The sequence below is a fragment of the Actinomadura sp. 21ATH genome (genome assembly GCF_041951345.1).
Taxonomy (GTDB): Bacteria; Actinomycetota; Actinomycetes; order Streptosporangiales; family Streptosporangiaceae; genus Spirillospora.
In genome coordinates this window covers 93340-119318 of record NZ_JBGNUR010000003.1, presented here as the reverse complement: position 1 = coordinate 119318, position 25979 = coordinate 93340, and the positions used below count along the sequence as shown (strand labels likewise).

Here is a 25979-nt window from a genome sequence, read left to right as displayed (position 1 = left end):
GGGCGCGCCACGGCGTCTTGTGCGTGTGGCAGTCACGAGGCCGAACGGGCGGGAGCCGGGCATGAGCGAGCGCGGCGAGCGGACGGCCGGCGCGCATGAACGGCCGGAGCGCGCCGGCCGGGCGGAGTCCGCGGATCCGGCGACCGAGGCGTTCGTGGCCCACCGCAACCTGCTGTTCACGGTCGCCTACGAGATGCTCGGCTCGGCCGCCGACGCCGAGGACGTCCTCCAGGAGACGTGGCTGCGGTGGGTGAACGTCGATCCGGCCACCGTCCGGGAGGAGCGCGCCTACCTGGTGCGGATCGTCACCCGGCAGGCGCTGGACCGGCTGCGCACGATGGGCCGCCGCAGGGAGTCCTACGTCGGTCCGTGGCTGCCCGAGCCGCTGCTGACCGCGCCGGACGTGGCCGAGGACGTCGAGCTGGCCGAGAGCCTCTCGATGGCGATGCTGCTGGTGCTGGAGACGCTGGGCCCGACCGAGCGGGCGGTGTTCGTGCTGCGCGAGGTGTTCGACCTGCCGTACGAGGAGATCGCCGGCGCCGTCGGCCGGAGCCCGGCCGCGGTCCGCCAGCTCGCGTACCGGGCGCGGGCGCACGTCGCCGCGCGCCGGCCGCGCGGCGCCGCGTCCCCGGCCGAGATCCGGGCCGCGCTCCGGGCGTTCCAGCGCGCGGTCGAGACCGGCGACCTGCAGAACCTGCTCGACATCCTCGCGCCGGACGTCGTCGCCCTGAGCGACGGCGGCGGGGTGAGGAAGGCCCTGCTGCGGCCGGTCGTGGGCGCGGACCGGGTGGCCCGGCTGCTGGCCGCCGGCTGGTGGCGGCGCGGCGCGCGGCGGTCGGTCGAGGCGGTCCAGGTCAACGGCGCCCCGGGGCTGCTCGTCCGGCTGGACGGGGAGATCGACGGCGTGGTGGCGGTACGGGTCGAGAACGGCCTCGTCACCGGCGCTTACCACGTGCGCAACCCCGAGAAGCTGTCGCGGGTGGAACGGGAGACCGCGCTGAGCCGCTGAGCCGCCGAGCCGCCGGGTGCGGAACGATCACGGCCCGCCGCCACCTCCGCGGTGGCAGAATGCGCCCGTGCGAACCCCGCCCCCGCCCTCGGACATCACCGCGCTCTTCCCTGCCCTGCGCGGCCACGAGCGCACCACCACGATGCTGCACCCGGTCCCCGGCGCCCCCGGGGTGCGGGACAGCTCGATCGGCGGGCCGCTGCTGTGGCCGGCGGACGAGCCGTGGCCGCGCCGCCCGTACGGCTCGCGGGCGGACCGGGCCCCGCAGGCCGAACCGCTGCCGCTGATCGCGGTGGCGCAGCTGTGGGTCCGCGACCTGCCCGACCTGCCCCACCCGCCCGGCAAGGACCTCCTGCAGGTGCTCTGGATCCCGGACGACACCGTCGACTGCCTGTACGGGTCGCCGCAGGGCGACCCGGCGGACGAGTCCTTCGAGGTCCGCTGGCGCGCCTCCGCCGAGATCGCCGACCCGGCGCCCAACCCGCCGCGGCCGGGCTCCGGCGACGGCATCCTGCTGGAGGAGGGCTACCTGCCGGTGCCGTGCACGCTGAGTCCCGAGCGGGTCGCCGAGTACCCGCCGGCGTGGGTCCTCGGCGAGGCGTTCCACGACCATGTCGCGGAGCAGGACGAGCGCATGGGCACCTGGTACCCGGACGTCCGCTCCTACGCCGACGGCTGCAAGGTCGGGGGATGGCCGGCCGACTCCAACATCGGCGGCCCGTACCACGGCTGGTTCACCTGCGACTGCGGCACTCCGCTAGAAGCGCTGCTCACCATCGCGAGCATGGAGGTCCGGCACACCCCGGAGACCGCCCCGTCTTCCTACCGCGTCCCCGCCGGGGAACCTCGGGGGCCGGCCCTCTCCGAGCCGACCGGCCTCACCGTCGGCGACAACACCTATCTGCAGGTCTACTACTGCCCGGCCTCCTGGGACCATCCGATCCGGCGCTACCCCATGTGAGCGGCTTCACGGCTTCGTGCCCAGTTCGCGGGCGAGGGCGGCGACCGTCTCCCGCCGGTGGGACGTTCCGGGGAAGTAGGCGCAGACCCGTTCGGCCACGTCGCCGAACCGTGCCTTGATCTCGGCGGCGCACTCGGCCGGCGTTCCGGCGATCGCCAGGGTCCGCATCATCGTGTCGTCGATCAGGCCGATCATCGTCATGACGTCGCCGGTCTTGGAGAGCGCGTTCAGCTCGGGTTGCAGGTCCCCCCAGCCCTCGACGTCCAGGACCGGCTTGTAGGCCGGGGTGGAGCCGTAGAACGCCAGCAGCCCCTTCACCCCCACGGCCGCCGCCGCGATCTCCTCGGGGGTGTCGCCCATCGCGACGATCGCCTGCGGATACACGTCGATCCGCTCGCGGCCCGCCAGCTCCAGCCCCTCGGCCACGGCGGGGAGCGTCCGCTCGCGGAAATGCCGGCGGCTGTGGAACGGCATCACCAGCAGCCCGTCCGCGACCTCCGCCGCGGTCCTGGTCATCACCGGCCCCAGCGCGCCGAGCAGGACCGGCGGGACGCCGTACGGGTTCGGGCCGGGGTCGAACGCCGGCGGCATCAGGGTGTGCCTGGTGAACTCCCCGCGGAAGTCCAGCCGGGTGCCGTCCTGCCAGGCGTTCAGGATCGCCTTCACGGCCAGGACCGACTCGCGCATCCGGGCCGCCGGCCTGCTCCAGGTGGAGCCGTACCGGTTCTCGATGTGCGGCCTGATCTGCGAGCCGAGCCCGAGCCGGAAGCGGCCCTTGCTGAGCAGGTGCAGGTCGTACGCCATGTTGGCCAGCTGCATCGGGCTGCGGGGGATGGCGATCGCGACGTTGGTCATCAGGTCGGCCGGCGGTACCTCCGCCGCGCCGGCCGCGACGATCAGCGGCAGGAACACGTCGTGCGGGCCCTCGAAGGTGAACAGGCCGTCCACCCCCGCGGCGATGAGCGCGCGGGCGCGCGCCGCCGCCTCGTCCGGCCGGCCGTCCAGCTGCACGTCGAGTTTCACCGAGCGCCCTCCGTTCCGCGCGGCGGGCGCGCCGGGTCCGGTGCCGCCGCCGATCAACAGGATCGTGGGCACCGGGCCCGCCGCGGTCAAGGCGACGGGGAAGATCGTCGCGCCCAGGACGGCCGTTTTCGACTGTTATGGAGTGTCGTGTCCGTTCCGCGCATCGCCCGCCTGGACCGCTACCCCGTCAAGGGCTACCGGCGTGCGCCGCGAACCCGTCCCGCCCGTCCCCACCGGCATCGCCGAGCTGATGCACGAGGTCCCGGCCGACGGCGGACTCCTCGAACGGCCCTGTCACCGATCAACGAGCCGCCCTGTCTTACCTACTGGACCGGCGCGCGCCGTCCGCTGAAGGAGGAGGAGACATGGCGACGACCGACCAGGGCGGCGAGCTCGGCTTCGAGCAGGACATCAAGCCCCTGTTCCGGGAGAAGGACCGCAAGGCGATGCTGTCCTACTTCGACCTGTTCGACCACGCCGATGTGGCCGAGAACGCCGACGCCATCATGGGCTCCCTGGCCATGGGGCACATGCCCTGCGACGGCACGTGGTCCGAGGAGCGGCTGGAAACGCTCCAGCGGTGGATCGACATGGGCAAGCCCGCTTAGGGCCTGCTCCGCGCGAGTGGCCGGCTGTGGACGGGCGGCGGGCGGGAGGTTTGCGGACGATCAATCCGCTCGACGAGATCGTCGACGCCTGCCGGTACGTCGAGACCGGTCAGAAGATCGGCAATGTCGTGATCGTCGTCGTGCCCCCGAACCAGGGCCCGCTTCGATTAGCCTGTGGCGGCATGCCCGCCGATCGGAGAATCCAGACCAGAGCCACGCTCGACAGCGTCGTCGCCTATGACCTCTCGCGCCCCTTCGCCAGTGGGGCGCTCCTCGACCCGGCGGCGGTGTTCCCCGCCGGGGAGCGGCCCCTCGGCCATGCGGCGGCGCCCGACCTGGAACGTGCCGTGTACACGACCGGCGAGGAACTCGTCTGCGTCGGGCGCGACGGCGAGCCGAAATGGCGAGTGGACTTCGGCGCGGCGCCCGAGCAGTACATGAACGGCCGCGCCTCCTGCGCGTTCTCCCTGGACGGCGAGGTCGTGTGGCTCTACCGGCCGGACCTGGCGATGAGGGGGCGCGGCCATTTCGACCAGTGGCTCGCCCTCGACGCGGCGACCGGCGACGTGCTGGGGCAGGCCGAACTCGCGAGCGGAGGGCACGGCGCGTTCCATCTCGTTCACCCGGAGGGCGAGCACGTGCTGCTCGACGTGGGCGAAGGGCAAGAGGGATCGAGGGTGTACCGCGGCTCCCTGGAGGACGGGGGGATCTCGGTCTCCGAGTACGCGTGGAACGGCACCCTGTACGACCTGTCGCCCGACGGCGACCGCATGCTCACGATCGAGGACGTGCCGGGCTCGCGGCTCCAGCGGCTGCTCATCCGCACCTTCCCCGACGGGCAGGAGGGGACCGCCGTCAACGCCGACGCGTTCGGGTACGACGAAGAGAAGCACGAGACCTTCTTCATCGGCTGGATCGCCGGCTTCCTCGACGCCGGCACCGCGATCGTCTCCGTCCGCGGCGAACGCGCCACCGGGCACGACGAGTACGGCGACCCCGAGGATCTCGAGGATTTCCACGAGAACCACCTGGTCGACCTCCGCGCCGGGAGGGTGCTCCGCCCCCTGGCCCCGGAGTTCCTCACCCGCACGGACGTCGTCCCCCTCGGCGACGGCTCATGGCGGACCACCGGCCCCGACGGCAACTGGTACCGCCACACCGAGGCCGGGTCCTCGTAGGGCTCGTGCCACGCCCGCCGGTCAGCCGGGCGGGAAGTCCTCGGTCCAGTCCGGGGCGACCCCGGGGGCCCGGATCGCGATCTTCTCGCCGGACGGCATCGTCCAGCTGAACTGCAGCAGCTCGTGGCCGTTCCGGTCCCGGTAGCGCTCGGCCCGGACGTCGATGCCGGCGGGGAGACCGTCGATCAGCACCTCGGTGTCCGTGCCGAGCATGGGCGTCCAGGTGTTCGGCTGCAGGGACTGGACCTCGCTCATGACGCCATCCTGCCCGCCCCCGCCACCGGCCTCCATATCCGGGGTGGCGTCGCGGCAGGGGGACGGGTTCAGCCGCGGCCGACGATGCCGTTGTCGTACGCGAAGATGACCGCCTGCACCCGGTCCCGGACGCCCAGCTTGGCGAAGATGCGCCCGCCGTGCGTCTTCACCGTGGCCTCCGAGATGACCAGGCGGGCGGCGATCTCGCTGTTGGAGAGCCCGTCCGCGATGAGTTCGAGCACCTCCCGCTCCCGCTCGGTGAGCAGGTCCAGCCGCGGGTCGGCGGCGGGGCGCCCGGCCGCCGGGTCGGGCAGGTGGTCGGCGAACGCGCCGATCAGCCGGCGGGTCACGTTCGGCGCGATGACGGCGTCGCCCGCGGCCACGGCACGGACGCCGTACATCAGCTCCTGCGGCGTCACCTTCTTCAGCAGGAACCCGCTGGCCCCGGCGCGCAGCGCGGCGTACACGTACTCGTCCAGGTCGAAGGTGGTCAGCACCAGGCACCGGGTCGGGATGCCCTCGGCGACGATCAGCCGGGTGGCCTCGATGCCGTCGCACTCCGGCATCCGCACGTCCATCAGCAGCACGTCGGGCCGCAGCTCGCGGGCCATGGACACCGCCTCGCGGCCGTCGCCGGCCTCGCCGGCCACGGCGAGGTCCGGCTGCGATTCCAGGACCATGCGGAAGCCCATCCGCATCAGGGGCTGGTCGTCGGCCAGCAGCACGGTGGTGGTCACCGGGTCGCCATCCTCCTGACGGGGCCGTCCGGGACGGCGCCCGGATCGGCGTTCTCGAAGGTCAGCCGGGCGGCGACCCGCCAGCCGGACCCGGGGCGCGGCCCGGCCTCGACGCCGCCGCCGTAGGCACCGGCCCGCTCGGCCATGCCCACCAGGCCGTGGCCGCCGGTGCCGGTACGGCCGGCCCCCGGCCACCGCCGCAGCGCCCCGTCATCGACGACCTCCAGTTCGACGCCGTCGGGCAGGTAGCGCAGGCGCAGCTCGATCCGGGCGGCCGGCCCGGCGTGCTTGAGGGTGTTGGTGAACGCCTCCTGCACGATCCGGTACACCGCCAGCCCGGCACCGGGACTCCAGTCGCGCGGCATGCCCTCCTGGGTGACCGTGACCTGCGGGCCCGCGGCGCGCACCTGCTCGACCAGGTCGTCGAGGTCGGCCAGGCCGGGCTGCGGGGTGTGGCCGGAGGACGGTTCGGCGGTGCCGTTCCGCAGCAGGTCGAGGAGGTGCTGCATCTCGTCCAGGGCCTGCCGCCCGGTCGACGCCACCTTGTGCATCACCGTGGCCGCCCGTTCCGGATCGCCGGTGGCGGTGAGCGCCGCGCCGTCGGCGAGGGCGACCATGACGGCCAGGTTGTGGGCGACGATGTCGTGCATCTCCCGGGCGATGCGCTCCCGCTCGGCGGCCACCGCCAGCCTCGCCCGCTGCTCGCGGTCCCGTTCGAGTTGCCGGGCCCGCGCCGCCCGCTGGTCGAGGTAGGCGCGCCGGCTGCGCAGGTTCGTGCCGGCCAGCACGGTGACGGCCGTCAGCGGGGCGAGGCCCAGGATCTTCGCCCACGTCAGCTCGCCCGCCGCCCAGCCCCAGAGCAGCGCGGTCTCGGCGAGCCCGGCGACCATCAGCGACTGCCAGCGCGGCCGGTGCCGGGCGAGGGTGTACAGCGCCGCCAGCGGGGCCAGCAGCAGGTACGGCCCTTCGACGGCCAGCGGGTACGCGGCGACCCCGGCCAGCACGGCGACCGTCCAGAAGACCGGCAGCGGGGCCTGGCGCCGCCACACCAGCGGGACGTGGACGGCGGCGACGCACAACCAGCCCAGGACGCCGGCCTGTCCGCCCGCCGCGAGGCTGGTCACGGTGAGCGCGGCGGCCAGGGCGGCGTCGGCCGCCCGCGGCCGCCGTGCGATATGCGGTGCGATGTGAGAGAGAACCGGCACCATGGTCGTCCGAGTGTTACACGTCCCGTACACGCAGGACCACCGCGCCGGCGGCGAGGCTGAGCACGATGTAGACCGCCAGCACCGCGCCCGCCGCGCCGGGGGCGAGCAGGTCCGTCTGCGACGCGCCGGTGTCCAGCGTGTAGACCGCTTCGGCGGCCAGGCCGGGGTGGAACGGGAGGATCGCCTCGCGCACCGGCTCGGGGACGGCCAGCGCCAGCAGCGCCGGAGTCACCAGCATGACGCCGACGTAGGTGGTCAGCGCCCCGGCGGTGTGCCGGATGACGGTGGCCAGACCGAGGCCGACCAGGGCCAGCGCCACCACGGTCAGCGGCCCGGTGACGACGGCGCGCAGTGCGCCGCCGTCGCCGAGGCCGGCCCCGTGCTCGCCGGCGACCGCCTGGCTCACCAGGAACGACACCAGGCAGACGGCCAGCATCACCGGGGCGACGAGCACGGTCATCGCCAGCGCCTTGGCCCACATCAGCGGCAGCCGCCGCGGTACCGCGGTCAGGCTCGACCTGATCGACCCGGAGGCGTACTCGCCGGTCATCTGCAGCATGCCGAGGACCACGATGATCAGCGAGCCCAGGTGCAGGGCGTCGAAGGCGGTGTCGATGGCGGCGGCGGTGGACGGCTCGGCCTTGCCGGCGTCCACGTCCGACGCGTACGCGGCGGCGAAGAGGGCGGCGAGGCCGATCAGCGCGGCGCCGACACAGGCCAGCACGATCCAGGTGGAGCGCAGCGACCACAGTTTCGTCAGCTCCGAACGGAACACCCGGGGCAGGGTCACCCGGTACTCCGGGCGGGTGGCCGTTGCGGGCGTGTCGAGGCCGCTGGTCATGCCGCGCTCCTTTCCGCCGGCCGGTACTCCAGCGCGTCCCGGGTCAGTTCCATGTACGCCTCCTCCAGCGACGCGCGCTTCGGAGTCAGTTCGTGCAGCGGGACACCGCCGGAGGCGGCCAGCTCGCTGATCCGCTCCGCCGGCAGGCCGTGGACCCGCAGCACGCCACGCTCGGTGCTCGCGACCGTCGCGCCGTGGCCGATCAGCAGGTCGTGCAGTTCGCCGGCCAGCGGGGACCGCACGATGACGGTGCCGGTGTCGACGCGGGCGATGAACTCCTCGACGGTGGTGTCGGCGAGCAGCCGGCCGCGGCCGATGACGACGAGGTGCTCGGCGGCGACGGCCATCTCGCTCATCAGGTGGCTCGACACCAGGACGGTGCGCCCCTGCCCGGCGAGGTCCTTGAGCAGGTTACGGATCCACAGGACGCCGTCGGGGTCCAGGCCGTTGACCGGCTCGTCGAGGATGATCACTTCCGGGTCGCCGAGGAGGGCGACGGCGATGCCGAGCCGCTGGCCCATGCCGAGCGAGAAGGTCCCGACGCGGCGCCGGGCCGCCTCGCCGAGGCCGACCAGGTCCAGCGTCTCGTCCACGCGTCCGGCGGGGATCCCGTGGGTCTGCGCCAGCGCGAGCAGGTGGTTGCGAGCAGTGCGGCCCCGGTGCACCGCTTTCGCTTCCAGGAGTACGCCGACTTTCTGCAAGGGCGCATGGTATTCGGCGTATTCACGGCCGTTCACCGTGGCGGTTCCGCCGGTCGGGCGGTCCAATCCGACGATCATGCGCATGGTGGTGGACTTGCCCGCGCCGTTCGGTCCGAGGAATCCGGTGACCTGGCCGGGGCGGACGGTGAAGGACAGATTCCGCACGGCGGTCTTGCGGCCGTAACGTTTGGTCAAATCGCTTATCTCGATCACCGGAACAACGCTACGGATATGCGCCGCCCGCGGAAACAGACCGCGGTCTGATCCTCGCCACCGGCCCGGTACGACCTTTGTCGTACGGAAGTGCCGGAGGGCCGCCGCGCGGTGCGGCGGCCCTCCGGGAGGGGGATTACCTGGTCGCCGCGACCACCAGGTTGAAGCCGGTGTCGGCGGCCAGGAACGGGTCCCGGAAGCCGGCCTCGGCCAGCAGCGCCAGCCGCTTCGCCGGGCCGCCCTGGGTGCCCAGCCCGTACGCGCCGGGCTGGCTCAGCGAGCCGGGCGTGCAGAGGGCGGTGGAGGACGCGTACCCGATGCGGGCGATGGGCGAGCCGACCGCGGTGGTGAAGTCGTCGGCCGACCAGGGCTCGACCGCGACCAGGACGCCGCCGGCGGCCATCGAGTCGTACGCGGCGCGCAGCGCGCCCACCGGGTCGCCGAGGTCGTGCAGCGAGTCGAGGTAGAGGACCACGTCGAACGGCCCGTGCGCGCCGATCCCCGCGGAGTCGGCGACGTGGAACGTCGCGGCGGCGCCGGCCTCGATCGCGCGGGCGCGGGCCACGGCGACGGACGGCTCGTGGAAGTCCAGGCCGATCACCGTGCTCTTCGGCCAGAGCTCTTCGATCAGCATGGTGGCGAAGCCGTGCCCGCAGCCGACGTCGGCCACCCGGGCGCCGGCCTCCAGCTTGGCGACCAGCCCGGGCACGGCCGGGAACCAGGTCTGGGCGAGCTGGTTGACGTACGCCGTGCGGAAGTAGCGCTCGATGCCGTGGAACGTGCAGCCGGGCATGTCGCCGTAGGGGACGCCGCCGTCGCCGCGGAACGCGTCCGCCAGCTTCTCCAGCGACTGGAAGAAGCCGGTGATGATCTCGGCGGCCGCCACCACGTACGCGGGCGAGTCGACCACCGACAGCGCGAGCGCGTGCTCGGCCGGCAGCTCGAAGGTCTCGCCGTCGGCGACGACGTAGCCGGAGACGGCCTGCTCCTTCAGCCACTCGGTGACGAGGCGGAGGTTCAGGCCGGTGGCGGTCGCGAGGCCGGCCGCGGTCATCGGGCCGGCGCCGGTCATCGCCCGGTACAGGCCGAGCCGGTCGCCGAGGACGGTCATCGCGGTGCTGGACGCGCCGGCGAAGTCGGTGATCAGCTTGCCGGCGAACGCCTCCACGCTGGCCTCGTCGACCGCCGGAGTCTGCTGTGTCTGTGTCATGCCGGCAACCCTGCGCGGGCCCGCTTGCCGGGCGCTTGCCCCGCCCTTGCCGGCCGCTGTCAGCCGTGGCGGGCCAGCGCGGCCAGCGCGCGTTCCGCGACCGCGGCGGAGCCGCCGTCACCGGGCCGCGCGGACGGGGCGACGGCACGCAGCCGGGCGAGCCGCTCCCGGTCCGGGCCCATCACCGCCGGGGCGAGCGGGTCGGCGTCGGCCGCCGTGACGATCATCGCGGCGGTCCCCGCGTCGCCCAGGTCGGCGAGGAGTTCGGCGGTGAGCCGCAGGATCGTCCAGACCTGCGCGGTCATCCCGGTCTCCCGCACCTCGCCGATCACCTCGCGGCAGGCGGCCACCGCGTCCTTGTGCCGCTTCAGCCGGATCAGGACCGCGGCCCGCGCGACCCGGGCGACGTTGGCCATGTACGCCTGGTAAACCCGGTCGCTCGCCGCGATGGACCGCTCGTACCAGTCCAGGGCCGCCTCCGGGTCGCTCGCGGCGAGCAGCTCCCCGCGGGTGAACGACACGAAGCCATCGGTGCGCAGGCGGTCGGCGTACCGCTCCAGCCGGCGACGGCCCCGCTCCGCCTCGCCGGCGTACGCGTCCATCAGCGCCGCGCAGCAGATCCCGGTGGCGCGCGCCCAGCGCGGCGCCCCGGGGTCCTCGGCCATCCGCACCGCGTCGGCCCGCACGGCATCGGGCCTGCCCTGGAACATCGCGCTGGAGATCCGGCTCAGCAGCACGTTCCAGCGCAGCGGGTGGTCGCCGGGCATCCGGCCGAACGCCGCGTCGAGGACCCGGTCGGCCGCCGCGAGACGGCCGTTCAGCAGCTCGGCGTTGCCGGCGGCGACCGCCCGCAGCACCTCGCTCTCGGTCGTCACCCGGGCGGGCGCGATCCGGGCGAGCTGGGCGGTGACCGCCGGGTCGGGCGCGCCCGAGTTGATCACGGCGAGCCGGGCGGCCAGCCGCGCGCCGTCGTCGGTGCCGTCCAGCCAGGCGAGCGCCTCCTGGAGATTCGCCCGTTCCCGCCGGTACGCCGGGACGGCCCACGCGTCCCGGTCGCGGCTGCGGTCGGCCAGCTCGGCGGCGAGGCCGAGCATCCAGCGGGCATGCGCGTCCCGGGCGTCCCGCACGCCGTCCGCGCCGAGGTGGCCGAGGGCCGCGTGGCGGACCGTCTCCAGCAGCCGGTAGCGGGGCGTGTCCGTGCGCAGGTCGCACTCGACCAGCGACGCGTCCACCAGCTCGGCGAGCAGCCGGTCGGCGTCCGGCGCGAAGTGCGGCGGCGCGTCCGGCCCGAAGCCGCCCCGGCACACCGCCAGCCGGTCGAGGAGGGCCTGCGCGGCCGGGTCGAGCAGCCGGTACGACCACTCGACGGTCGCCGAGACGGCGGTGGCGCGGTCGCCCGCGCGGGCCGGGTCGAGCACCTGGAGCCCGGCCCCGAGCCGGTCCCGCAGGTGCACCAGCCCGAAGACCGCCTCCCGCCGGGCGGCCAGCTCGACGGCGAGCGGCAGGCCGTCGACCAGCCCGCCGATCTCGGCGGCCAGCTCGCGGGTGCGCGCGTCGTCCGGGAAGCCGGCGCGCAGCAGCGCCGCACGGTCGCAGAACAGCGCCACCTGGTCGGCCGGCGGCAGCGGGCCGAGGCGCAGCACCCGCTCCCCGGCCGCGCCGAGCCGCCGCCGCGAGGTCGCCAGGACCCGCACGCCCGGGCAGCGCGCGACGATCTCGTCGACCAGCGCGCGCACCGCCTCCAGCAGGTGCTCGCAGTTGTCGAGGACGAGCACCGCCGGCGCCGCCCCGAGCCGCTCGGCGATGGCCGCGGCACCGCCGCGCGGGGCGGCGCGCAGGCCGAGCGCGCCGGCGACCGCCACCGCGACGTCCGCCGGCACGGACCGTTCGGCCAGCTCGACCACCAGCTCACCGCCGGAGAGCGCCTCGGTCATCAGCCGCGTCTTGCCCACGCCGCCCGGCCCGACCAGGGTCGTCACCCGCCCCGCGGCGAGCGCCTCGCGCAGCGCGGCCAGCTCCGCCCGGCGCCCGAAGAAGCGGTCGGCGGGCCGCCGCGGCGCGACCCGTACGGCGGGACGCAGCGCGGGGTCCTCGCTCAGGACGCGGCGGTGCAGCTCGGCGAACTCCGGGGACGGGTCGATGCCGTGCCCGTCGGCGATCCGCTCCCGGTACGCGCGGGCCGCGGCCAGCGCCTCCGGGGTCCGGCCGCTCTGGTGCAGGGCCCGCACGAGCAGCAGGTGCGGGCGTTCCCGCGGCGGTCCGGCGGCGACCAGCGCCTCGATCTCGGGGAGCGCCGCGGCGGCCCGGCCCGCGTCGAGGCGCCGTTCCAGGTACTCCTCCCGCAGCTGCCGCCGCCACTCGGTGAGCCGCGCGACGTGCGGGGCGAACGCGACCCGGCCGGCCACGTCGGCGAGCGGGTCGCCGCGCCAGGCCGCGAGCGCCCGGCCGAGGGCGGCCGCGGCGGGCTCCGGCGGCTGCCCGCGGGCGGCGGCGACCAGCCGTTCCACCCGTTCGGTGTCGAGGGCGCCGGCCGGGAGGCGCAGCCGGTAGCCGCCGGGCTCGCGGCGGATGGCGTCCGCGCCGGTGCGGCGCCGCAGCCGGGACACGTAGCTGTGCAGGTTGCCGGTCGCGTTGTCCGGCGGCGCGCCGTCCCAGAGGGCGTCGACGAGGTCGCCGGCCGGGACGGCCCGGCCGGCGGCGAGGGCCAGCCGGGCGAGCACGATGCGCTGCGACAGGCCGGGCAGGGGTACGGGCGAGCCGTCCAGCCGCAACTCCACCGGCCCCAGCAGACCGACCTCGATGCCCACGCGACCATTCTGCGCTCCGGACCGGATCCGGTGGACGCCGAATCCCGCCCGGGCGCCATTTGGCAGATGTGGGCCAACCGGCGCCGGACGGCGCTCCCGACGGCCGCTCGTCTATACGATGCGCGGGATTTCCCATCCCGGGAGGCTGTATGGAAATCGCGTCTCCGGTGGCGGCCGTTCGCTGGGCGCGCGTCGTCGCGGTGGGGGTGAGCTGCGGGTTCGCGTTCGGCGGGTATGTCGGGATCATCAACGCGGAGCCGGGCGGCAAGCCGGCCGCGTTCGCCCTGCTGACCGCGTTGCTGCTCCTGCACCTGCGGAACTGCATCCGCTGGTCGGAGGACGTTCGGGTGCGCGGCTGGCAGTGGACGCTGGGCGTCCAGGCGGTCCTGACCGCCGTGGGCCAGATCTGGTACGCGTCCACCTGGTACGGCAACTCGGGGTTCCTGGCGGCGGCGTTCCTGCTGCTCATCCGCCGGCGGTGGGCGGCGTGGGGCGGGTTCGCGCTGGTGATCGCGGCGCAGTTCGCCGCCGCGCTGCCGGTCCGGCCGACGGTCGCGGAGGCGGCCCATCTGGCGGTCGGGCACGCGGCCTTCGTCGGGATCGCGTTGTACGGGGTGGCGCGGCTGGCCGACCTGGTCAGCGACATGCGGCGCACCAGGGACGAGCTCGCGGCGGCCGAGGTGGCCCGCGAGCGGCTGGTGTTCGCGCAGCAGCTCAACGAGCGGGTGGCCGTGAGCCTGGAGCGGGTCGTCCGGGACGGGGAGGCGGGGGACCGGGCGGCGGTCGGGCGGCGGCTGGACGTGGCGCGGGCGGCGCTCAACGAGACGCGGTCGGTGGCGCACGGGTACGGCCGCGAGCATCTCGCCACCGGCCGGCCGGCGGCGGACGACCTGACGTCCAGGAGGGTGGCGGTCCTCGGCGCCGCGACGATCTGCCTGATGATCGTTCCCGGGGCGGTGCGGGCGTTCCTGCGCGTCGACCTGAGCCTGCCGGAGACGGCGCTGTACTTCGGGGCGCTCGCCGCGTTCGTCCTGCTGTTCCTCCGTGCGTGCGCCCCCTCGGGCCGGCCGCTCTGGACGCTGCTCATCGTCGTGCCCGCCCTGGCGCCGCTGCTCGTCTTCGATTTCGCGCTGTGGATCCTCGTCTACTACCTGCCGGGCGTGGTGCTGGTCGTGGTGCGCGGGTGGGCGCGGTGGGTCCTGGCCGTCCCGCTGATCTGCCTGGATCCGCTGCTCATGGTCTGGGACGCGCAGCTCGGCGATCCGACCGCGCTGGGGATGGCCTACGAGATCGTGTGGAGCTGCGAGCGGGCGCTGGTCGTGTACGGGCTGGTGCGGATGGGCGAGCTGGCCCTGCGGGTCAGGGAGGCGCGGGCGGAGCTGGCGCGGACGGCGGTGGCCCGCGAGCGGCTGCGGTTCGCGACCGATCTGCACGATCTGCTCGGCCTGGGGCTGTCGGTGGTCGTGCTCAAGAACGAGCTGGCGCTGCGGCTGCTGGACAGGGACCCCGGCCGGGCCCGCGCCGAGCTGGCCGAGGGCCTCGCGGCGGCCCGCCGTGCCCTGGCGGACCTGGACGACGTCGTGGCCGGGCGCGGCGAGATCACGCTGGCGGCGGAGGCCGCGTCCACCCGCGCGGCGCTCTCGGCCGCCGGCATCGAGGTGACCGGGACGGTCCGGCCGGTACGGCTGCCGGCGGAGACCGACACGGTCCTCGCCACCGTCCTGCGCGAAGGCGTCACCAACGTGCTGCGGCACAGCGAGGCGAGTCGGTGCGAGCTGGACGTCGAGGAGACCGGGGAGGGGGTCCGGCTGAGCCTGGCCAACGACGGCGTCCCGGGCCGGGCGGCCGCCCCGGGCCTGGGGCTGGAGAACCTCGCGCGGAGGGTGCGGGAGCTGGGCGGGACGCTGACCGCCGGCAAGGAGAGCGAGGACGGCGAGGACGGGGAGGGCTTCCGGCTGACGGCGGTGGTGCCGCTACAGCCAGCCCTGGTCGGAGGCGATGCGGATCGCGTCGATGCGGTTCCGGGCGTTCAGCTTCATGACGGCCGACGAGAGGTAGTTGCGGACGGTGCCCAGGCTCAGTGAGAGGGAGCGGGCGATGTCGCCGGCCTCCGCGCCGGTCGCCGACAGCCGGAGCACGTCGGCCTCGCGCGCGGTGAGCGGGCTGTCGGCCCGTTCCAGCTCGGCCAGGGCGAGCTGGGGGTCGACCACCCGTTCGCCGGCGACGGCCTTGCGGATCGCGTCGATGAGGTCGTCGGCCGGCGCGTGCTTGAGCAGGAACCCCGAGATCCCCGCGGCCAGCCCGCGGCGCAGGTATCCGGGCTTGCCGAGACCGGTCAGGACGACCGACCGGCAGTCCGGGAGCCGCGCGCGGAGCTCGGCGGCGGCGTCCAGGCCGTCCATGCCGGGCAGGTCGATGTCGAGCACCGCCACGTCGGGCCGGGCCCGCTCGGCCGTGGCGACGATCTGGTCGCCGCGCTCGACCGCCGCCACGACCTCGATGTCGTCCTCCAGCCCGAGGACGGTGGTCAGCGTCTCCCGCAGGATGCGGACGTCCTCGGCGACCATCACACGGATCATGTGAATCCTTCACATGGAAGTACTGAACGGGGCCACTACCGGCGGTTTCTCCGGATTGCGAGTCTAATCACGCCCGCACAGGCGATACCCACCCAAACGGAGGAAACCATGCGCAAGGTCGTTGCCTCGACGATCGCCACCCTCGACGGCTTCATCGACAACCCGCACGAATGGTCGATGGAGTACTCCGAGGAGAAGTCCCAGACCCACGCCTTCACCACGACGAAGGAGGCCGACGCGCTCCTGCTCGGCCGCGTCACCTACGAGGGCATGGCGCAGGCTTGGCCGAACATGGGCGGCAACCCGTACGCGGACCACGTCAACTCCATGGCCAAGTACGTCGTCGCCACCGAGCCGGTGGACACCTCCCTCTGGGACCCCACCACGGTCATCGACGGCAACGACCTCGCCGGCGCGGTGACCGACCTGAAGAAGCGGGACGGCGGCGACATCCTCGTCTGGGGCAACGGCCGGCTGACCGACGGCCTGGCCGCCGCCGGGCTCCTGGACGAGTACCGGATCTGGGTCCACCCGGTCATCAAGGGCTCCGGCGAGCCGCTGTTCCGCCCGGAGAGCGCCGGAAAGGTGGAACTGGTCGACACCCTCACCTTCCCGAGCGGCATCGTCGTCCTCACGTACCGCCCCACCGGCGGCTGAGACGCCCACCCGGCCGGCCGTGGCCCCCACCCCGGGGGCCGCGACCGGCCGGCCTCCGCCGCGGACCCCGGTCACACTCGGGTCACAGCTTCCGGCACCGCGCTGTGACCGTCCGCTGGCTAGAAAGTCCGCATGGACGGTGACCACGACAGGGAATGGGACCGGCGCTCGCTACTGCGGGGCGCCGCCGCGGTGGCCGGTGCCGCCGCGGCCGTGCCGGTGCTCGGCGGGACACCGGCGGCGCGAGCGGACGCCGCCGGCGCGGACGCGCTGTTCAAGGCCGGAAGGTTCGAGCAGGCCGGCCGCGCCTACGAGGAGATCCTGCGAAAGGACCCCGCGAACCTGCACGCGGCCCGCCGGCGCGGCCATGTCGCGCTGCTGGCCAACAGGTTCCCCGAGGCCGAGAGGTACCTCAAGCGGGCCCTCGAACTGGCGCCGGGCGACAAGGAGACCAACCAGCTCCTGGGCGACTGCCATATCCGGCAGGACGAGTTCGCCCTCTCCCTTCCGTGCTGGCGAGCGGCCGGCAAGGACGTCTACGCCGAGTGGTTCGGGGCCGTCCGCGGCGCGCCGTACCGGATCCACGGCGACACCGCGCAGGTGCCGCTCCGTCGCCAAGCAGCGGATCGACTACCTGAACGGCACCTCATGGCAGTACTTCGCGGTGCTGGACTCCTTCAGGCTCGGCGACATCGAACTGCGCAACATGCCCGTGGTGTGGACGGAGACCGATCAGGTCTCGCCCGCCGGGCCCAACGACGGCCTCATCGGCACGTGGGTCTTCTACCACCTGCTGACCACCTTCGACTACGCGGGCCGGTCGCTGATCCTGCGCCGCCCGACCCCCGAAGCGGCCGCCAAGGTACGCGCGGACGCGGCCCGGGCGGGCGCCAGGCCCCTGCCGCTGTACCTGGGGCATGAGCACGAGCTGCACAGCCGGGGGAGCGTCGACGGCTCCGGCGCCCAGGTGGTGGGCCTGTCCATCGGCGGAGTCGGGGAGAGCGCGGCGGTCATACCCGGCGGAACGGCGGAGCGGCTGCGGATCCGTACCGACCGCGACCGCCCGGTGGAGACGTTCGCCCACAGCCACCCGACCGTCGCGTACCCCTGCTACCCGAAGGAGATCCGCCTCGGCGGCGCCACCGCCAAGGGGAGCTACTGCATGACGAACCCGAACAGCAGGCCGTCCCGCTCCGGGTTCGACGTGCTGGCCACCTTCTTCCACCCCTTCTACAAGCCCTACAACGTCACCCTCGACTTCACCGGCATGAACCTCTACATCGCCCGCGGCAAGGCCACATGACCACCGCTGACCCCACCCGGAAACCCGAGGACACGGCGGAGACCGCACCGGACACCGCCTCCGGTGACCGGCGCGCGACCGATCGCCGATCGGAGCCGTGGCGGCGCGGCCCGGTCCTGGCCGTGCTGGCGCTGCTGCTGGGCCTGTTCATGCTGCTGCACCCGCACATCCCGAACCGGATCGGGAACGTGGGCAGCCTGGTGGAGACCTTCCTGCCCTGGACCGGCCTGCCGATCCCGGCACTGGCCGCCGCCACACTGTGGCGCCGCTCACCCACGGCGGCGGTAGCGCTGCTACTGCCGGCCGCGGTCTGGCTGCACCTGTTCACCGCAACCCTCACCGACAAGACCCGCCCGGGCGGCGACCTCACCCTGGCCGGCCACAACCTCGGCGCCGCCAACCCCGACCCCACCGGCACCGCCCGCACCCTGACCGCCACCGGCGCCGACCTGCTGGCCCTGCAAGAACTCACCCCCCAAGCACGGCCGGCCTATGAGAAGGCACTGGCACACACCTACCCGCACCACACCGTGCAGGGCACGGTCGGCCTCTGGAGCAAACTCCCGCTCACCCACATCCGCCCGGTCGACATCCAGATGGACCACGGCCCCCTGGCCGCCACCAAAGCACCCGAAACCAAACAGGCCTACAACCGCGCCCTGCGCGCCACCGTGACCACCCCCCACGGGCCGCTGGCGGTGTACGTGGCCCACCTGGGCTCCGCCCGCCTCACCCCCCGCACCGGCTTCTGGACCACCCACCGCAACCGCAACGCCCACGCCCTCGCCCACACCATCGCCACCGAACCCAACCAGCGGGTGGTCCTGCTCGGCGACCTCAACGCCACCACCCACGACCGCGCCCTGCACCCCCTCACCACCCAACTACGCTCCACCCAGGACACCACCGGCGACGGCTTCGGCTTCACCTGGCCCGCCACACTCCCGGTAGCACGCATCGACCACATCCTCGTCCGCGGCGTGCAACCGAAAAGCTCATGGGTCCTGCCCGCCACCGGCAGCGACCACCGCCCGGTCGCAGCCAGAATCACCTGGTGACCATGGTTCGCGGCGCGACCGGCCTGGGGGAGTGTGCGCCGCCGTCCGCGACCTTACGATGCTGAGGTCGGCGCCGGGCGTCCTTGGAGCAGGCCATGTCCTCCTGCGTGTTCTGCGGGATCGTCCGCGGTGACGAGCCCGCGAGGGTCGTCGGCGAGTCGCCCGCCGCGCTCGCGTTCCTCCCGATCCGCCCGGCCGCGGTGGGGCACACGCTGATCATCCCCAGGGACCATGTGCGGGACATCTGGGAACTGACGCCCGCCCTGGCGGCGAGCGTCATGGAAACGGTCCTGAAGATGAGCCACGCGATAAGGAACGCGCTCGCCCCGGAGGGCCTGAACCTGATCACTTCGGCCGGACGCGCGGCGTCGCAGACGGTCTTCCACGTGCATTTCCATCTGGTGCCGCGCTGGACCGGGGATCAGATCGGCGATATGTGGCCTCCGCGCGGCAACGGATTCGGTGAAGACGCCCCCACCGAGTGGGCGTCCCGGCTGTCGGCCGCCTTCGATGCTCAGACCGCCGATCACTAGACCTCCGCTCCGAGTTCCCGTTCGATCAGGAGGCGGTGGGGCATGTTCTCGTGGAGCGTCAGTTCTTCGCGCGTGGCGCGGACGTCCCCGAAGTTCCTCAGGTAGGACAGGAGCGCGTCATCCGGTAGGCGAGGTCGTGCGCGATGACGGCGCGGCCAGTCCCGTACGCAGTTTCGAGTCCGTTCGGACGGGATGGAACAGCCGCCGCTGGACGATGCTGGAAGACCACCGCCTTCCTGCACGGCGGGTTCACCCGCGGCAGCGCGGTCGCCAACGGTTACTGGGCCGTTCGCAAGGGGCTGCTCACCGCGCTGGGCGCAAACCGGCCGGCGGGCACGATCGCGCTCAGCGAGGACGTGCGTGCCGCCGGCGCGGATCGCCGAGGCGGCCGGTCGCGCTGCGCGACATCTTGGCTGCGCACCGGTTCGACGCCTCGGTCGCGGGGCACGTCTCGGCGGGAAACGTGCACTTCACCATAGTGTTCGACCCGGCTGACCCGGCCGATGTGGACCGGTACGCCCGATGTCTGGAGGAGATCGCCGCGCTCGTCCTGGACCGGTTCGACGGTTACCTCCTGCGCGCTGGGGATCATCCGTGAGGCCCCCGGAGGTCCTGACCGCCGGCAACCGCGAACGGCACGTGGTCCTCACCGTGCTCGACGCCCTCACCTGGGTGCGCACCGAGCTCCTGCCGAAACTCACGGTCACGCGCCCCCTGGCACGGGCCGTCCTGCATCCGACGTGCGCGATGGGCCACCTCGGCACCACCGGTGACCTGCACGCAGGCGCACACCCCTACGAATCCGTTCTGGTGGCGCTCGAACGCGCCACCAGAGCCGAGGAGAACGAACGGAGAGCACCGTGACCGAAGAACCGGCGCACCCGCCGGCCCCACCGCACGACGCCCGGCCCATGACGCGGGAGGACCGCAAGGTCCTGGCCGGCACGCTCGCCGGCACCACCATCGAGTGGTACGACTTCTTCATCTACGCCCAAGCCGCGAGCCTGGTGTTCGGGCCGCTGTTCTTCGCCCCGGTGGACGAGGAGGGCTCCAGCATGGCGACGCTCATCTCGCTGTCCACGATCGGCATCAGCTTCCTGTTCCGGCCGCTCGGCGCGATCATCGCGGGCCGGTTCGGCGACCGGCTGGGCCGCAAGCGCATGCTCGTCCTGACCCTGCTGCTCATGGGCGCGTCCACCACGGCCATCGGCCTGCTGCCCACCTACGCCACGATCGGCGTCGCCGCGCCCGCCGTCCTCATCCTGCTGCGCGTCCTCCAGGGCTTCTCCGCCGGCGGCGAATGGGGCGGCGCCGCCCTGCTCTCGGTCGAGCACGCCCCGCGCGGCCGCCGCGGGCTGTTCGGCGCCTTCCCGCAGATCGGCGTGCCGATCGGCCTCATCCTGGCCACCGGCGTCCTGTGGATCATGAGTACGGCGCTCACCGAGGACCAGTTCCAGTCCTGGGGCTGGCGGGTGCCGTTCCTGCTCTCCCTCGTCCTGATCGTCATCGGCCACCTGGTCCGCCGCGCCGTGGACGAGAGCCCCGTCTTCCAGGAACTGCGCCGGCGCACCAGGACCTCCTCGGCACCGCTGCGCGACCTGTTCCGCGGCGACAGCAGGAACGTGCTGCTCACCGCGCTGATCTTCGTGGCCAACAACGCCGCCGGCTACCTCCTCATCGCCTACTTCATCGGCTACGGCACCGAAGCACTGGGCCACTCCAGGCCCTCGGTCCTGCTCTCCACCGTCGCCGGCGCCGCCGGCTGGCTGGCCTTCACCCTGTACGCGGGCGTGCTGTCGGACCGGATCGGCCGCGTCCGCACCTTCCAGATCGGCTACGCCGCCGTGTTCGTCTGGATGATCCCCCTCTTCATGCTGATGGAGACCCGCAACATCTGGCTGTTCGCCATCGCGATCATCGTCCTGACCGTCGGCCTCGGCCTGTCCTACGGCCCCATGTCGGCCATGTACGCCGAGATGTTCCCCGCCTCGGTGCGCTACTCCGGCGTCGCCATCGGGTACGCGCTCGGCGCCATCCTCGGCGGCGCCTTCGCCCCCACCATCGCCAAGGCCCTCGTGGAGACCACCGGCAGCGCCTACTCCGTCGGCGGCTACATCATGGTCCTCTGCGTGATCTCGCTGGCCGCCGTCAGCGCCGTCAAGGAACCCCGAGGCGACGACCTGGGAATCGCCCAGCGATCCGCCGCCTGACGGCCCGGCCGCAGCAGGCCGCCGGGCGAGCAGGACGATCAGCCGTTGCGGCCGCCGTCCCCGGCCGGTCCGAGCAGGAAGCGGTCGATCTCGTCCATCGTGCGCGGCCGCTCGGAGGTCACCTCCAGGACGTCGCGCCGGTGGTTGCGGATCTCCAGCACACCGCCCGGGTCCGCCTCGGCCAGGAGCCGCAGCCCCCGCTCCACCATCGCCCGCGGGTAGACCTTGAACGTCTTCTCCCGCACCGACCCGCGGCCGCCCAGTTCCCCGAATCCGGCCGCCCGCCGCAGGTCGAACCGCAGGTCGATGACGGGGAACGGCGCGCGGTCCCAGGTGGTGGAGGGCAGCGCGTCCCGGCCCTGGATCCGCGCCTCGACGAACGTCTCGGTGTCCTCGTCGCCGATCTCGCAGTCGCGGATCGGGAAGACCTTGCCGAGCCTGCCGTCGTGGTTCACGGCCGTGAGCGAGGGCCCGCAGAACAGCACGTGGTCGAACGGGCCGATCGGCGCGGGCAGCGGCACCTTGTGATGGGAGCGGCCGTCGAAGGCGAGCCCCACCCGCGGCCGGACGAAGTCCAGGAACGCCGACACCATCGAGCCGTCGTGACCGGGCTTCTTCACCACCAGGGACAGGCCCCGGCCCGGGTCCTCGCCGACGATGTAGTACTCGTAGAACGGCCCGGGCCCGGCCTTGAAGTCGTGGAACCGCACGACGACGCCCGGGTGCCCGGCGACGGGCTCGTACTCGTGGCCGCGCCCGACCAGGTCGAGCAGCCGGACGCCGGCCCCCGTGCCGGCGTCCGCGCCGGCCGCCGCGTTCGCCCGCTGTGCCTCCGGTGCCTCCGGCGGGGGCGCGACCTCGACGTACCCGTTCCGCCTCTTCTCGGCGATCTTCCTGGCGAAGTGGCGGCGCGCGTGCGCCTCGTCGTCGAGCGTCATGCTCATCCCGCGCATGGCGCCGCCGGCCACGCCCCAGCCCGTGCGGCAGCGGATGCCGTCCAGGGTGATCCGCCAGAGCCGGACGGCGCCCTCGCCGTTCCTCTCGAAGTACCGCGTCTCGGCCATGCCTCCGTGTCCTCTCCGCCGTCCGGAAGCCGCATGATGCCACGCGCGCCGGACACCCGGTCACACCCGCCCGGAACGAGAAAATGATCAATTGCCCGGAATCGGGGCCTGCGCTGTGCTGTAATCCGGTCAGTCCGGACCACGACGATCACCCCCACGGCCGCCGACGGCCGGGGAGAGGAGACACGCATGACCCGTCTCGTCGATCGCCTGCTGGCGCGTGTGGCCCCGAAGGCCACCGCGTCCGCCGGCTGCCAGACCTCCTACTACTGCTCGGGGGGCTTGAAGTACCGCAAGGTCTGCTGCGACGGCCGTTGCCGCCACTACGTCGTCGGTGCCTGCGGATCGCCGTGACGTCCTCCGCGGGCGGTGACGCCGTTTCACCGCCCGCGGCGGTCGTTCTCTGAGGAGTGCGCATGGAGTTCGTGCGGATCGGGAGCGCCTGCCTGATCGGGCTGGTGCTGGCCGTGTCGGCCGTTTCCAAGCTCCGCGACGTCGACGGGTTCGCCAGGTCCGTGGCCGCGCTGGTGCCGGGGATCCGGCCCGGCCGCGCCCGGCGGCTGGCGATCGCCACGATCGCCCTTGAGGCGCTGGTGCCGCCGCTGCTCATCGCGCCGCCCACCACGTCGTACGGCTTCGGCCTCGCCGCCGTGCTGCTGGCCGCGTTCACCGCGGTCATCGCGGCCTCGGTACGGCGCGGCCGCCGCACCGCCTGCCGGTGCTTCGGCCCGTCCAGCGTCCCGCTCGGCCCGCGCCACCTCGTCCGCAACGGAGCGCTCCTCGCCTGCGCCGCGGCCGGCGGCCTGGCCCCGGGCGGCCTGCCGCACGCGGGCGGCGCCGCGGTGGCCGCCGCGGCCGGGCTGGTCGGAGCGCTGCTGATCGTCTCGTTCGACGACATCGTCGACCTGTTCGCGAGGAACCCCTGATGCCCTACCTGGCCGCGGCCGTCGCCCTCATCGGGCTGCTGTGCGTGCTGAACCTCGTCCTCACGCTCGGCGTGATCCGCAGGCTGCGGGAACGGGAGGCGGGCCCGGCGCGGCACGCCGGCCCGCAGCCGGGGCTCGAACCCGGCGAGCGGATCGGCGACTTCACCGCGACCACCACCGAAGGCGAGGAGGTCTCGCGGGCCGGCCTCATCGGGCTGGTCGGCTTCTTCTCCGCGGGGTGCGAGCCGTGCCACGAGCTGGCCCCGCGTTTCGCGCGCCTCGCGACGGGGCTGCCGCGGCTGGCGGTGGTGACCGGTGACGATCCGGAACTGGTCGCGGTCCTGTCGCCGGCGGTCCGCGTCGTCGTCGAGGAGCACGACGGCACCGTGAGCGGTGCGTTCCGGAACACCTGGACGCCGGCGTTGTTCCTCGTCGACGGGGAGCAGCGGGTGGTGGCCGCGGGCGGCGGCCTGGAGGACCTGCCCATCGAAGCCCCGGCATGAGGGCGCCGGACGCCTGCCGGAAGCCGGACGGGCCGCGCGGATGACAGGGCGAGCCCCCGTGCGGGAGCTGGCCGCCGCCGCGGCGGAGGCGACCGCGCTCATCTGGCGGTCGGCGCCCGGCTGCGCGTCCGGCTACTTCCTGGTCACCCTGGCCGAGGCCGCCGCGCCGGTCGCCACCGCCTGGCTGACGAAGACGGTCGTCGACCGGCTGACCGCGTCCGGGGAGCCGCTCGCGGGCCCGGCCGCCGCGCTGGTGGCGACCGGGCTGGCCACGGCGGCGCTGCCCGCGATCGGCAGGTACCTGCGCGACCAGACCGGCCGGGTCGCGGGAGTGCGGGCGACCGACCGGCTGTTCGCCGCGACCGAGCGCCAGGTCGGCCTGCGGCGGTTCGAGGATCCGGCGTTCCTGGACCGCCTGCGCCTGGCGCAGGAGGCGACGGCCAGCGCCGGGTACCTGGTCGACTCCGTCTGCGGCACCGCGCGCGGGACGCTGTCGCTCATCGGCTTCCTCGCGTCGCTGCTGGTCATCAGCCCGCCGATGGCGATGCTGGTGCTGCTGGCCGCCGTACCGGCCCTGATCGCGCAGCTGCTGCTGTCGCGGAGCCGCGCGGCCATGGAATGGGCGATCGAGCAGACCCACCGCCGCGAGTTCTTCTACAGCCGGCTGCTGACGGACGTGGAGGCGGCCACCGAGATCCGGCTGTTCGGCATCGGCGCCTTCCTGCGCGCCCGGATGATGGCCGAACGCGAGCGCGGCAACGCGGCCGAGCGCCGGATGGACCGGCGCGAGCTGGCCGCCCAGGGCGGTCTCACCGTGCTGAGCGCGGCGGTGGCGGGCGGTGGCCTGTGGTGGGCGATCACGGCGGCGGGGCGGGGCGCGCTCGGCGTCGGCGACGTCACCATGTTCCTCGCCGCGGTCATCGGCGTGCAGACGGCCCTGGACGTGCTGACGTCCTCGATCGCCACCGCCCATGGCCGCCTGCTCACGTTCACCCACTACGTCGCGGTGACCCGGGCGGAACCGGACCTGCCGAGCGCCGCCGCGGGCGACGCCCCGGAACTGCGGCGGGGCGTCGAGTTCCGGGACGTGTGGTTCCGGTACGGCGACGACCAGCCGTGGGTGCTGCGCGGCGTCGACCTGACGATCCCGCACGGCCGGGCCGTCGCGCTGGTCGGCCTGAACGGCGCCGGCAAGAGCACGCTGGTCAAGCTGCTCTGCCGGATGTACGACCCGACCCGCGGCCGCATCCTGTGGGACGGCGTGGACCTGCGGGACATCCCGCCGGCCGCGCTGCGCGAGCGCATCAGCGCGGTGTTCCAGGACCACATGAACTACGACATGACCGCGCGGGAGAACATCGCGGTCGGCGACATCGGGACGCTCGACCGGCCGGACGCGATCCGGCGGGCGGCCGCCCGCGCGGGCGTCCACGACCGGCTCGCGGGGCTGCCCCGCGGCTACGACACGCTGCTGACCCGGATGTTCTTCTCGGAGGCCGACAAGGAGGACCCCGAGACGGGGGTGGTGCTGTCCGGCGGCCAGTGGCAGCGCCTCGCGCTGGCCCGCGCGTTCGTCCGCGACGGCCGGGACCTGATGATCCTGGACGAGCCCAGCTCCGGCCTCGACCCGGAGGCCGAGCACGAGATCCACGGGCAGATGCGCCTCTACCGGTCCGGCCGGACCAGCCTGCTGATCTCGCACCGGCTGAGCGCCGTGCGGGACGCCGATCTCATCGCGGTCCTCGACGGCGGCCGGGTCGTCGAACTCGGCGCGCACGAGACGCTGATGGAGGCGGGCGGCCGCTACGCGCGGTCGTTCCGGCTCCAGGCGTCCGGATACCAGAACGTCCCCGGCCCGCGCGAGGGCGCCGGATGACGCCGCTCGCGGCCGCCGCGGGGAGCGTGCTGCTGGCGGTGGCCGTCCTCGTCGGATGGGTGCGGCGGCGGTACCTGGTCACCACGGTCGACGGCCCCAGCATGGAGCCCGCGCTCCGCTCGGGCGACCGGCTGCTGGTTCGCCGCACCCGCCGCACCCAGCGGGTGCGCGCCGGGCAGATCGTGGTGGTGCGGATCCGGCCGCCGACGCTGGCCGCGCCCCCGCCGGACGCGCCCGAGCCGGGCGGGGAGGCGGTGGCGCTCCCCGCCCGGCGCGAGCATCCGGACGGCCTCCTGCTCGTCAAGCGGGCGATCGCGGTGGCCGGAGACCCCGTTCCGGTGGACCGGGTGCCGTGCCTGCGGGAGTCGGGCGAGACGGCCGTTCCGCCGGGGGCCCTGGTGGTCCTGGGCGACAACGCGGACTCCAGCTGGGACTCCCGCGACTACGGCTTCGTCCGCGCCGGGCAGTTCGTCGGCGTGGCGGTCCGCCGCCTCCCGAGCTGACCGCCGTCCCGCCGTC

Annotated in this window: 27 protein-coding genes and 1 pseudogene; 18 read left to right on the top strand and 10 right to left on the bottom strand. The window is 73.9% G+C overall.

The window, feature by feature from the left end; all coding sequences use genetic code 11:
• The first annotated feature begins 61 nt into the window (after positions 1–61).
• A complete protein-coding gene (locus ACA361_RS12870) occupies positions 62–1009 on the top strand; it encodes an RNA polymerase sigma-70 factor (protein ID WP_375012137.1) in 948 nt (315 codons plus the stop codon).
• A gap of 67 nt (positions 1010–1076) precedes the next feature.
• The gene (locus ACA361_RS12865) at positions 1077–1970 is read left to right on the top strand and encodes a DUF1963 domain-containing protein (protein ID WP_375012136.1); all 894 of its coding nucleotides are present in this window, start codon (positions 1077–1079) and stop codon (positions 1968–1970) included.
• Positions 1971–1976: 6 nt separating this feature from the next.
• Here ACA361_RS12865 and ACA361_RS12860 read toward each other — a convergent pair whose 3' ends face one another.
• The gene (locus ACA361_RS12860; RefSeq protein WP_375012135.1) at positions 1977–2993 is read right to left on the bottom strand and encodes a TIGR03617 family F420-dependent LLM class oxidoreductase; all 1017 of its coding nucleotides are present in this window, start codon (positions 2991–2993) and stop codon (positions 1977–1979) included.
• 365 nt (positions 2994–3358) lie between these two features.
• On the opposite strand from ACA361_RS12860, the gene ACA361_RS12855 reads away from it, so the two are divergent.
• Both ACA361_RS12855 and ACA361_RS12850 read left to right on the top strand, forming a co-directional pair.
• Positions 3359–3601 carry a hypothetical protein gene (locus ACA361_RS12855; RefSeq protein ID WP_375012134.1) on the top strand — a complete coding sequence of 81 codons (243 nt, stop codon included), beginning with the start codon at positions 3359–3361 and terminating at the stop codon, positions 3599–3601.
• A 50-nt stretch (positions 3602–3651) separates the two neighbouring features.
• Positions 3652–4779 (top strand): hypothetical protein, encoded by a 1128-nt coding sequence (locus ACA361_RS12850; RefSeq protein WP_375012133.1) that lies wholly within the window; start codon positions 3652–3654, stop codon positions 4777–4779.
• A 21-nt stretch (positions 4780–4800) separates the two neighbouring features.
• On the opposite strand, the gene ACA361_RS12845 is transcribed toward ACA361_RS12850, so the two are convergent.
• The 7 genes from ACA361_RS12845 to ACA361_RS12815 form a co-directional block, all read right to left on the bottom strand.
• Positions 4801–5034, bottom strand: a complete 234-nt coding sequence (locus ACA361_RS12845; protein WP_375012132.1) for a hypothetical protein — start codon at positions 5032–5034, stop codon at positions 4801–4803.
• A 68-nt stretch (positions 5035–5102) separates the two neighbouring features.
• A complete protein-coding gene (locus ACA361_RS12840; protein WP_375012131.1) occupies positions 5103–5771 on the bottom strand; it encodes a response regulator in 669 nt (222 codons plus the stop codon).
• Positions 5768–6979, bottom strand: a complete 1212-nt coding sequence (locus ACA361_RS12835) for a sensor histidine kinase (RefSeq protein WP_375012130.1) — start codon at positions 6977–6979, stop codon at positions 5768–5770. Before ACA361_RS12835 ends, ACA361_RS12840 begins: the two co-directional genes overlap by 4 nt.
• 13 nt (positions 6980–6992) lie before the next feature.
• Positions 6993–7820, bottom strand: coding sequence for an ABC transporter permease subunit (locus ACA361_RS12830; RefSeq protein ID WP_375012129.1), 828 nt, complete (start codon positions 7818–7820; stop codon positions 6993–6995).
• Entirely contained in the window at positions 7817–8686 is an 870-nt protein-coding gene (locus ACA361_RS12825) for an ATP-binding cassette domain-containing protein (protein ID WP_375012489.1), read from the bottom strand. Before ACA361_RS12825 ends, ACA361_RS12830 begins: the two co-directional genes overlap by 4 nt.
• 184 nt (positions 8687–8870) lie before the next feature.
• A complete protein-coding gene (locus tag ACA361_RS12820) occupies positions 8871–9944 on the bottom strand; it encodes a class I SAM-dependent methyltransferase (RefSeq protein WP_375012128.1) in 1074 nt (357 codons plus the stop codon).
• Between the two features lie 59 nt (positions 9945–10003).
• Positions 10004–12751, bottom strand: coding sequence for a BTAD domain-containing putative transcriptional regulator (locus ACA361_RS12815; protein WP_375012127.1), 2748 nt, complete (start codon positions 12749–12751; stop codon positions 10004–10006).
• 149 nt (positions 12752–12900) lie between these two features.
• Between ACA361_RS12815 and ACA361_RS12810 the strand changes: the two genes are divergently transcribed.
• Positions 12901–14835: a sensor histidine kinase gene (locus ACA361_RS12810; RefSeq protein WP_375012126.1), complete on the top strand. Its 1935-nt coding sequence runs from the start codon at positions 12901–12903 to the stop codon at positions 14833–14835.
• Here ACA361_RS12810 and ACA361_RS12805 read toward each other — a convergent pair.
• The gene (locus ACA361_RS12805; protein ID WP_375012125.1) at positions 14725–15330 is read right to left on the bottom strand and encodes a DNA-binding response regulator; all 606 of its coding nucleotides are present in this window, start codon (positions 15328–15330) and stop codon (positions 14725–14727) included. The two genes, ACA361_RS12810 and ACA361_RS12805, sit on opposite strands and share 111 nt — an antisense overlap.
• A gap of 108 nt (positions 15331–15438) precedes the next feature.
• Between ACA361_RS12805 and ACA361_RS12800 the strand changes: the two genes are divergently transcribed.
• The 8 genes and pseudogenes from ACA361_RS12800 to ACA361_RS12765 all read left to right on the top strand — a co-directional run bounded on the left by ACA361_RS12800 (position 15439) and on the right by ACA361_RS12765 (position 21091).
• Positions 15439–15987, top strand: a complete 549-nt coding sequence (locus ACA361_RS12800) for a dihydrofolate reductase family protein (RefSeq protein ID WP_375012124.1) — start codon at positions 15439–15441, stop codon at positions 15985–15987.
• Between the two features lie 132 nt (positions 15988–16119).
• Positions 16120–16419: pseudogene (locus ACA361_RS12795) on the top strand (tetratricopeptide repeat protein); the annotation flags it as partial.
• A gap of 232 nt (positions 16420–16651) precedes the next feature.
• Positions 16652–17290 (top strand): hypothetical protein, encoded by a 639-nt coding sequence (locus ACA361_RS12790; RefSeq protein ID WP_375012496.1) that lies wholly within the window; start codon positions 16652–16654, stop codon positions 17288–17290.
• Positions 17287–18348: an endonuclease/exonuclease/phosphatase family protein gene (locus ACA361_RS12785; RefSeq protein ID WP_375012123.1), complete on the top strand. Its 1062-nt coding sequence runs from the start codon at positions 17287–17289 to the stop codon at positions 18346–18348. The genes ACA361_RS12790 and ACA361_RS12785 overlap by 4 nt, the downstream gene beginning before the upstream one ends.
• A 95-nt stretch (positions 18349–18443) precedes the next feature.
• Positions 18444–18881 (top strand): HIT family protein, encoded by a 438-nt coding sequence (locus tag ACA361_RS12780; protein WP_375012122.1) that lies wholly within the window; start codon positions 18444–18446, stop codon positions 18879–18881.
• Positions 18859–19479 (top strand): FAD-linked oxidase C-terminal domain-containing protein, encoded by a 621-nt coding sequence (locus ACA361_RS12775; RefSeq protein WP_375012121.1) that lies wholly within the window; start codon positions 18859–18861, stop codon positions 19477–19479. The genes ACA361_RS12780 and ACA361_RS12775 overlap by 23 nt, the downstream gene beginning before the upstream one ends.
• Positions 19476–19745 carry a hypothetical protein gene (locus ACA361_RS12770; RefSeq protein WP_375012120.1) on the top strand — a complete coding sequence of 90 codons (270 nt, stop codon included), beginning with the start codon at positions 19476–19478 and terminating at the stop codon, positions 19743–19745. Before ACA361_RS12775 ends, ACA361_RS12770 begins: the two co-directional genes overlap by 4 nt.
• Before the next feature lie 47 nt (positions 19746–19792).
• A complete protein-coding gene (locus ACA361_RS12765; RefSeq protein ID WP_375012488.1) occupies positions 19793–21091 on the top strand; it encodes an MFS transporter in 1299 nt (432 codons plus the stop codon).
• Positions 21092–21129: 38 nt separating this feature from the next.
• On the opposite strand, the gene ACA361_RS12760 is transcribed toward ACA361_RS12765, so the two are convergent.
• On the bottom strand, positions 21130–22155 hold the full coding sequence (locus ACA361_RS12760; RefSeq protein WP_375012119.1) for a WGR domain-containing protein: 1026 nt from the start codon (positions 22153–22155) through the stop codon (positions 21130–21132).
• A gap of 189 nt (positions 22156–22344) precedes the next feature.
• Here ACA361_RS12760 and ACA361_RS12755 point away from each other — a divergent pair, with 189 nt between their 5' ends.
• From ACA361_RS12755 to ACA361_RS12735, 5 genes are all read left to right on the top strand, one after another.
• Positions 22345–22509 carry a hypothetical protein gene (locus ACA361_RS12755; protein WP_375012118.1) on the top strand — a complete coding sequence of 55 codons (165 nt, stop codon included), beginning with the start codon at positions 22345–22347 and terminating at the stop codon, positions 22507–22509.
• 62 nt (positions 22510–22571) lie between these two features.
• Positions 22572–23081: a MauE/DoxX family redox-associated membrane protein gene (locus tag ACA361_RS12750; protein WP_375012117.1), complete on the top strand. Its 510-nt coding sequence runs from the start codon at positions 22572–22574 to the stop codon at positions 23079–23081.
• Entirely contained in the window at positions 23081–23584 is a 504-nt protein-coding gene (locus tag ACA361_RS12745) for a hypothetical protein (protein ID WP_375012116.1), read from the top strand. The genes ACA361_RS12750 and ACA361_RS12745 overlap by 1 nt, the downstream gene beginning before the upstream one ends.
• A gap of 40 nt (positions 23585–23624) precedes the next feature.
• Positions 23625–25460, top strand: a complete 1836-nt coding sequence (locus ACA361_RS12740) for an ABC transporter ATP-binding protein (protein ID WP_375012115.1) — start codon at positions 23625–23627, stop codon at positions 25458–25460.
• Entirely contained in the window at positions 25457–25963 is a 507-nt protein-coding gene (locus ACA361_RS12735; protein ID WP_375012114.1) for a S26 family signal peptidase, read from the top strand. Before ACA361_RS12740 ends, ACA361_RS12735 begins: the two co-directional genes overlap by 4 nt.
• The last annotated feature ends 16 nt before the right edge of the window (positions 25964–25979 follow it).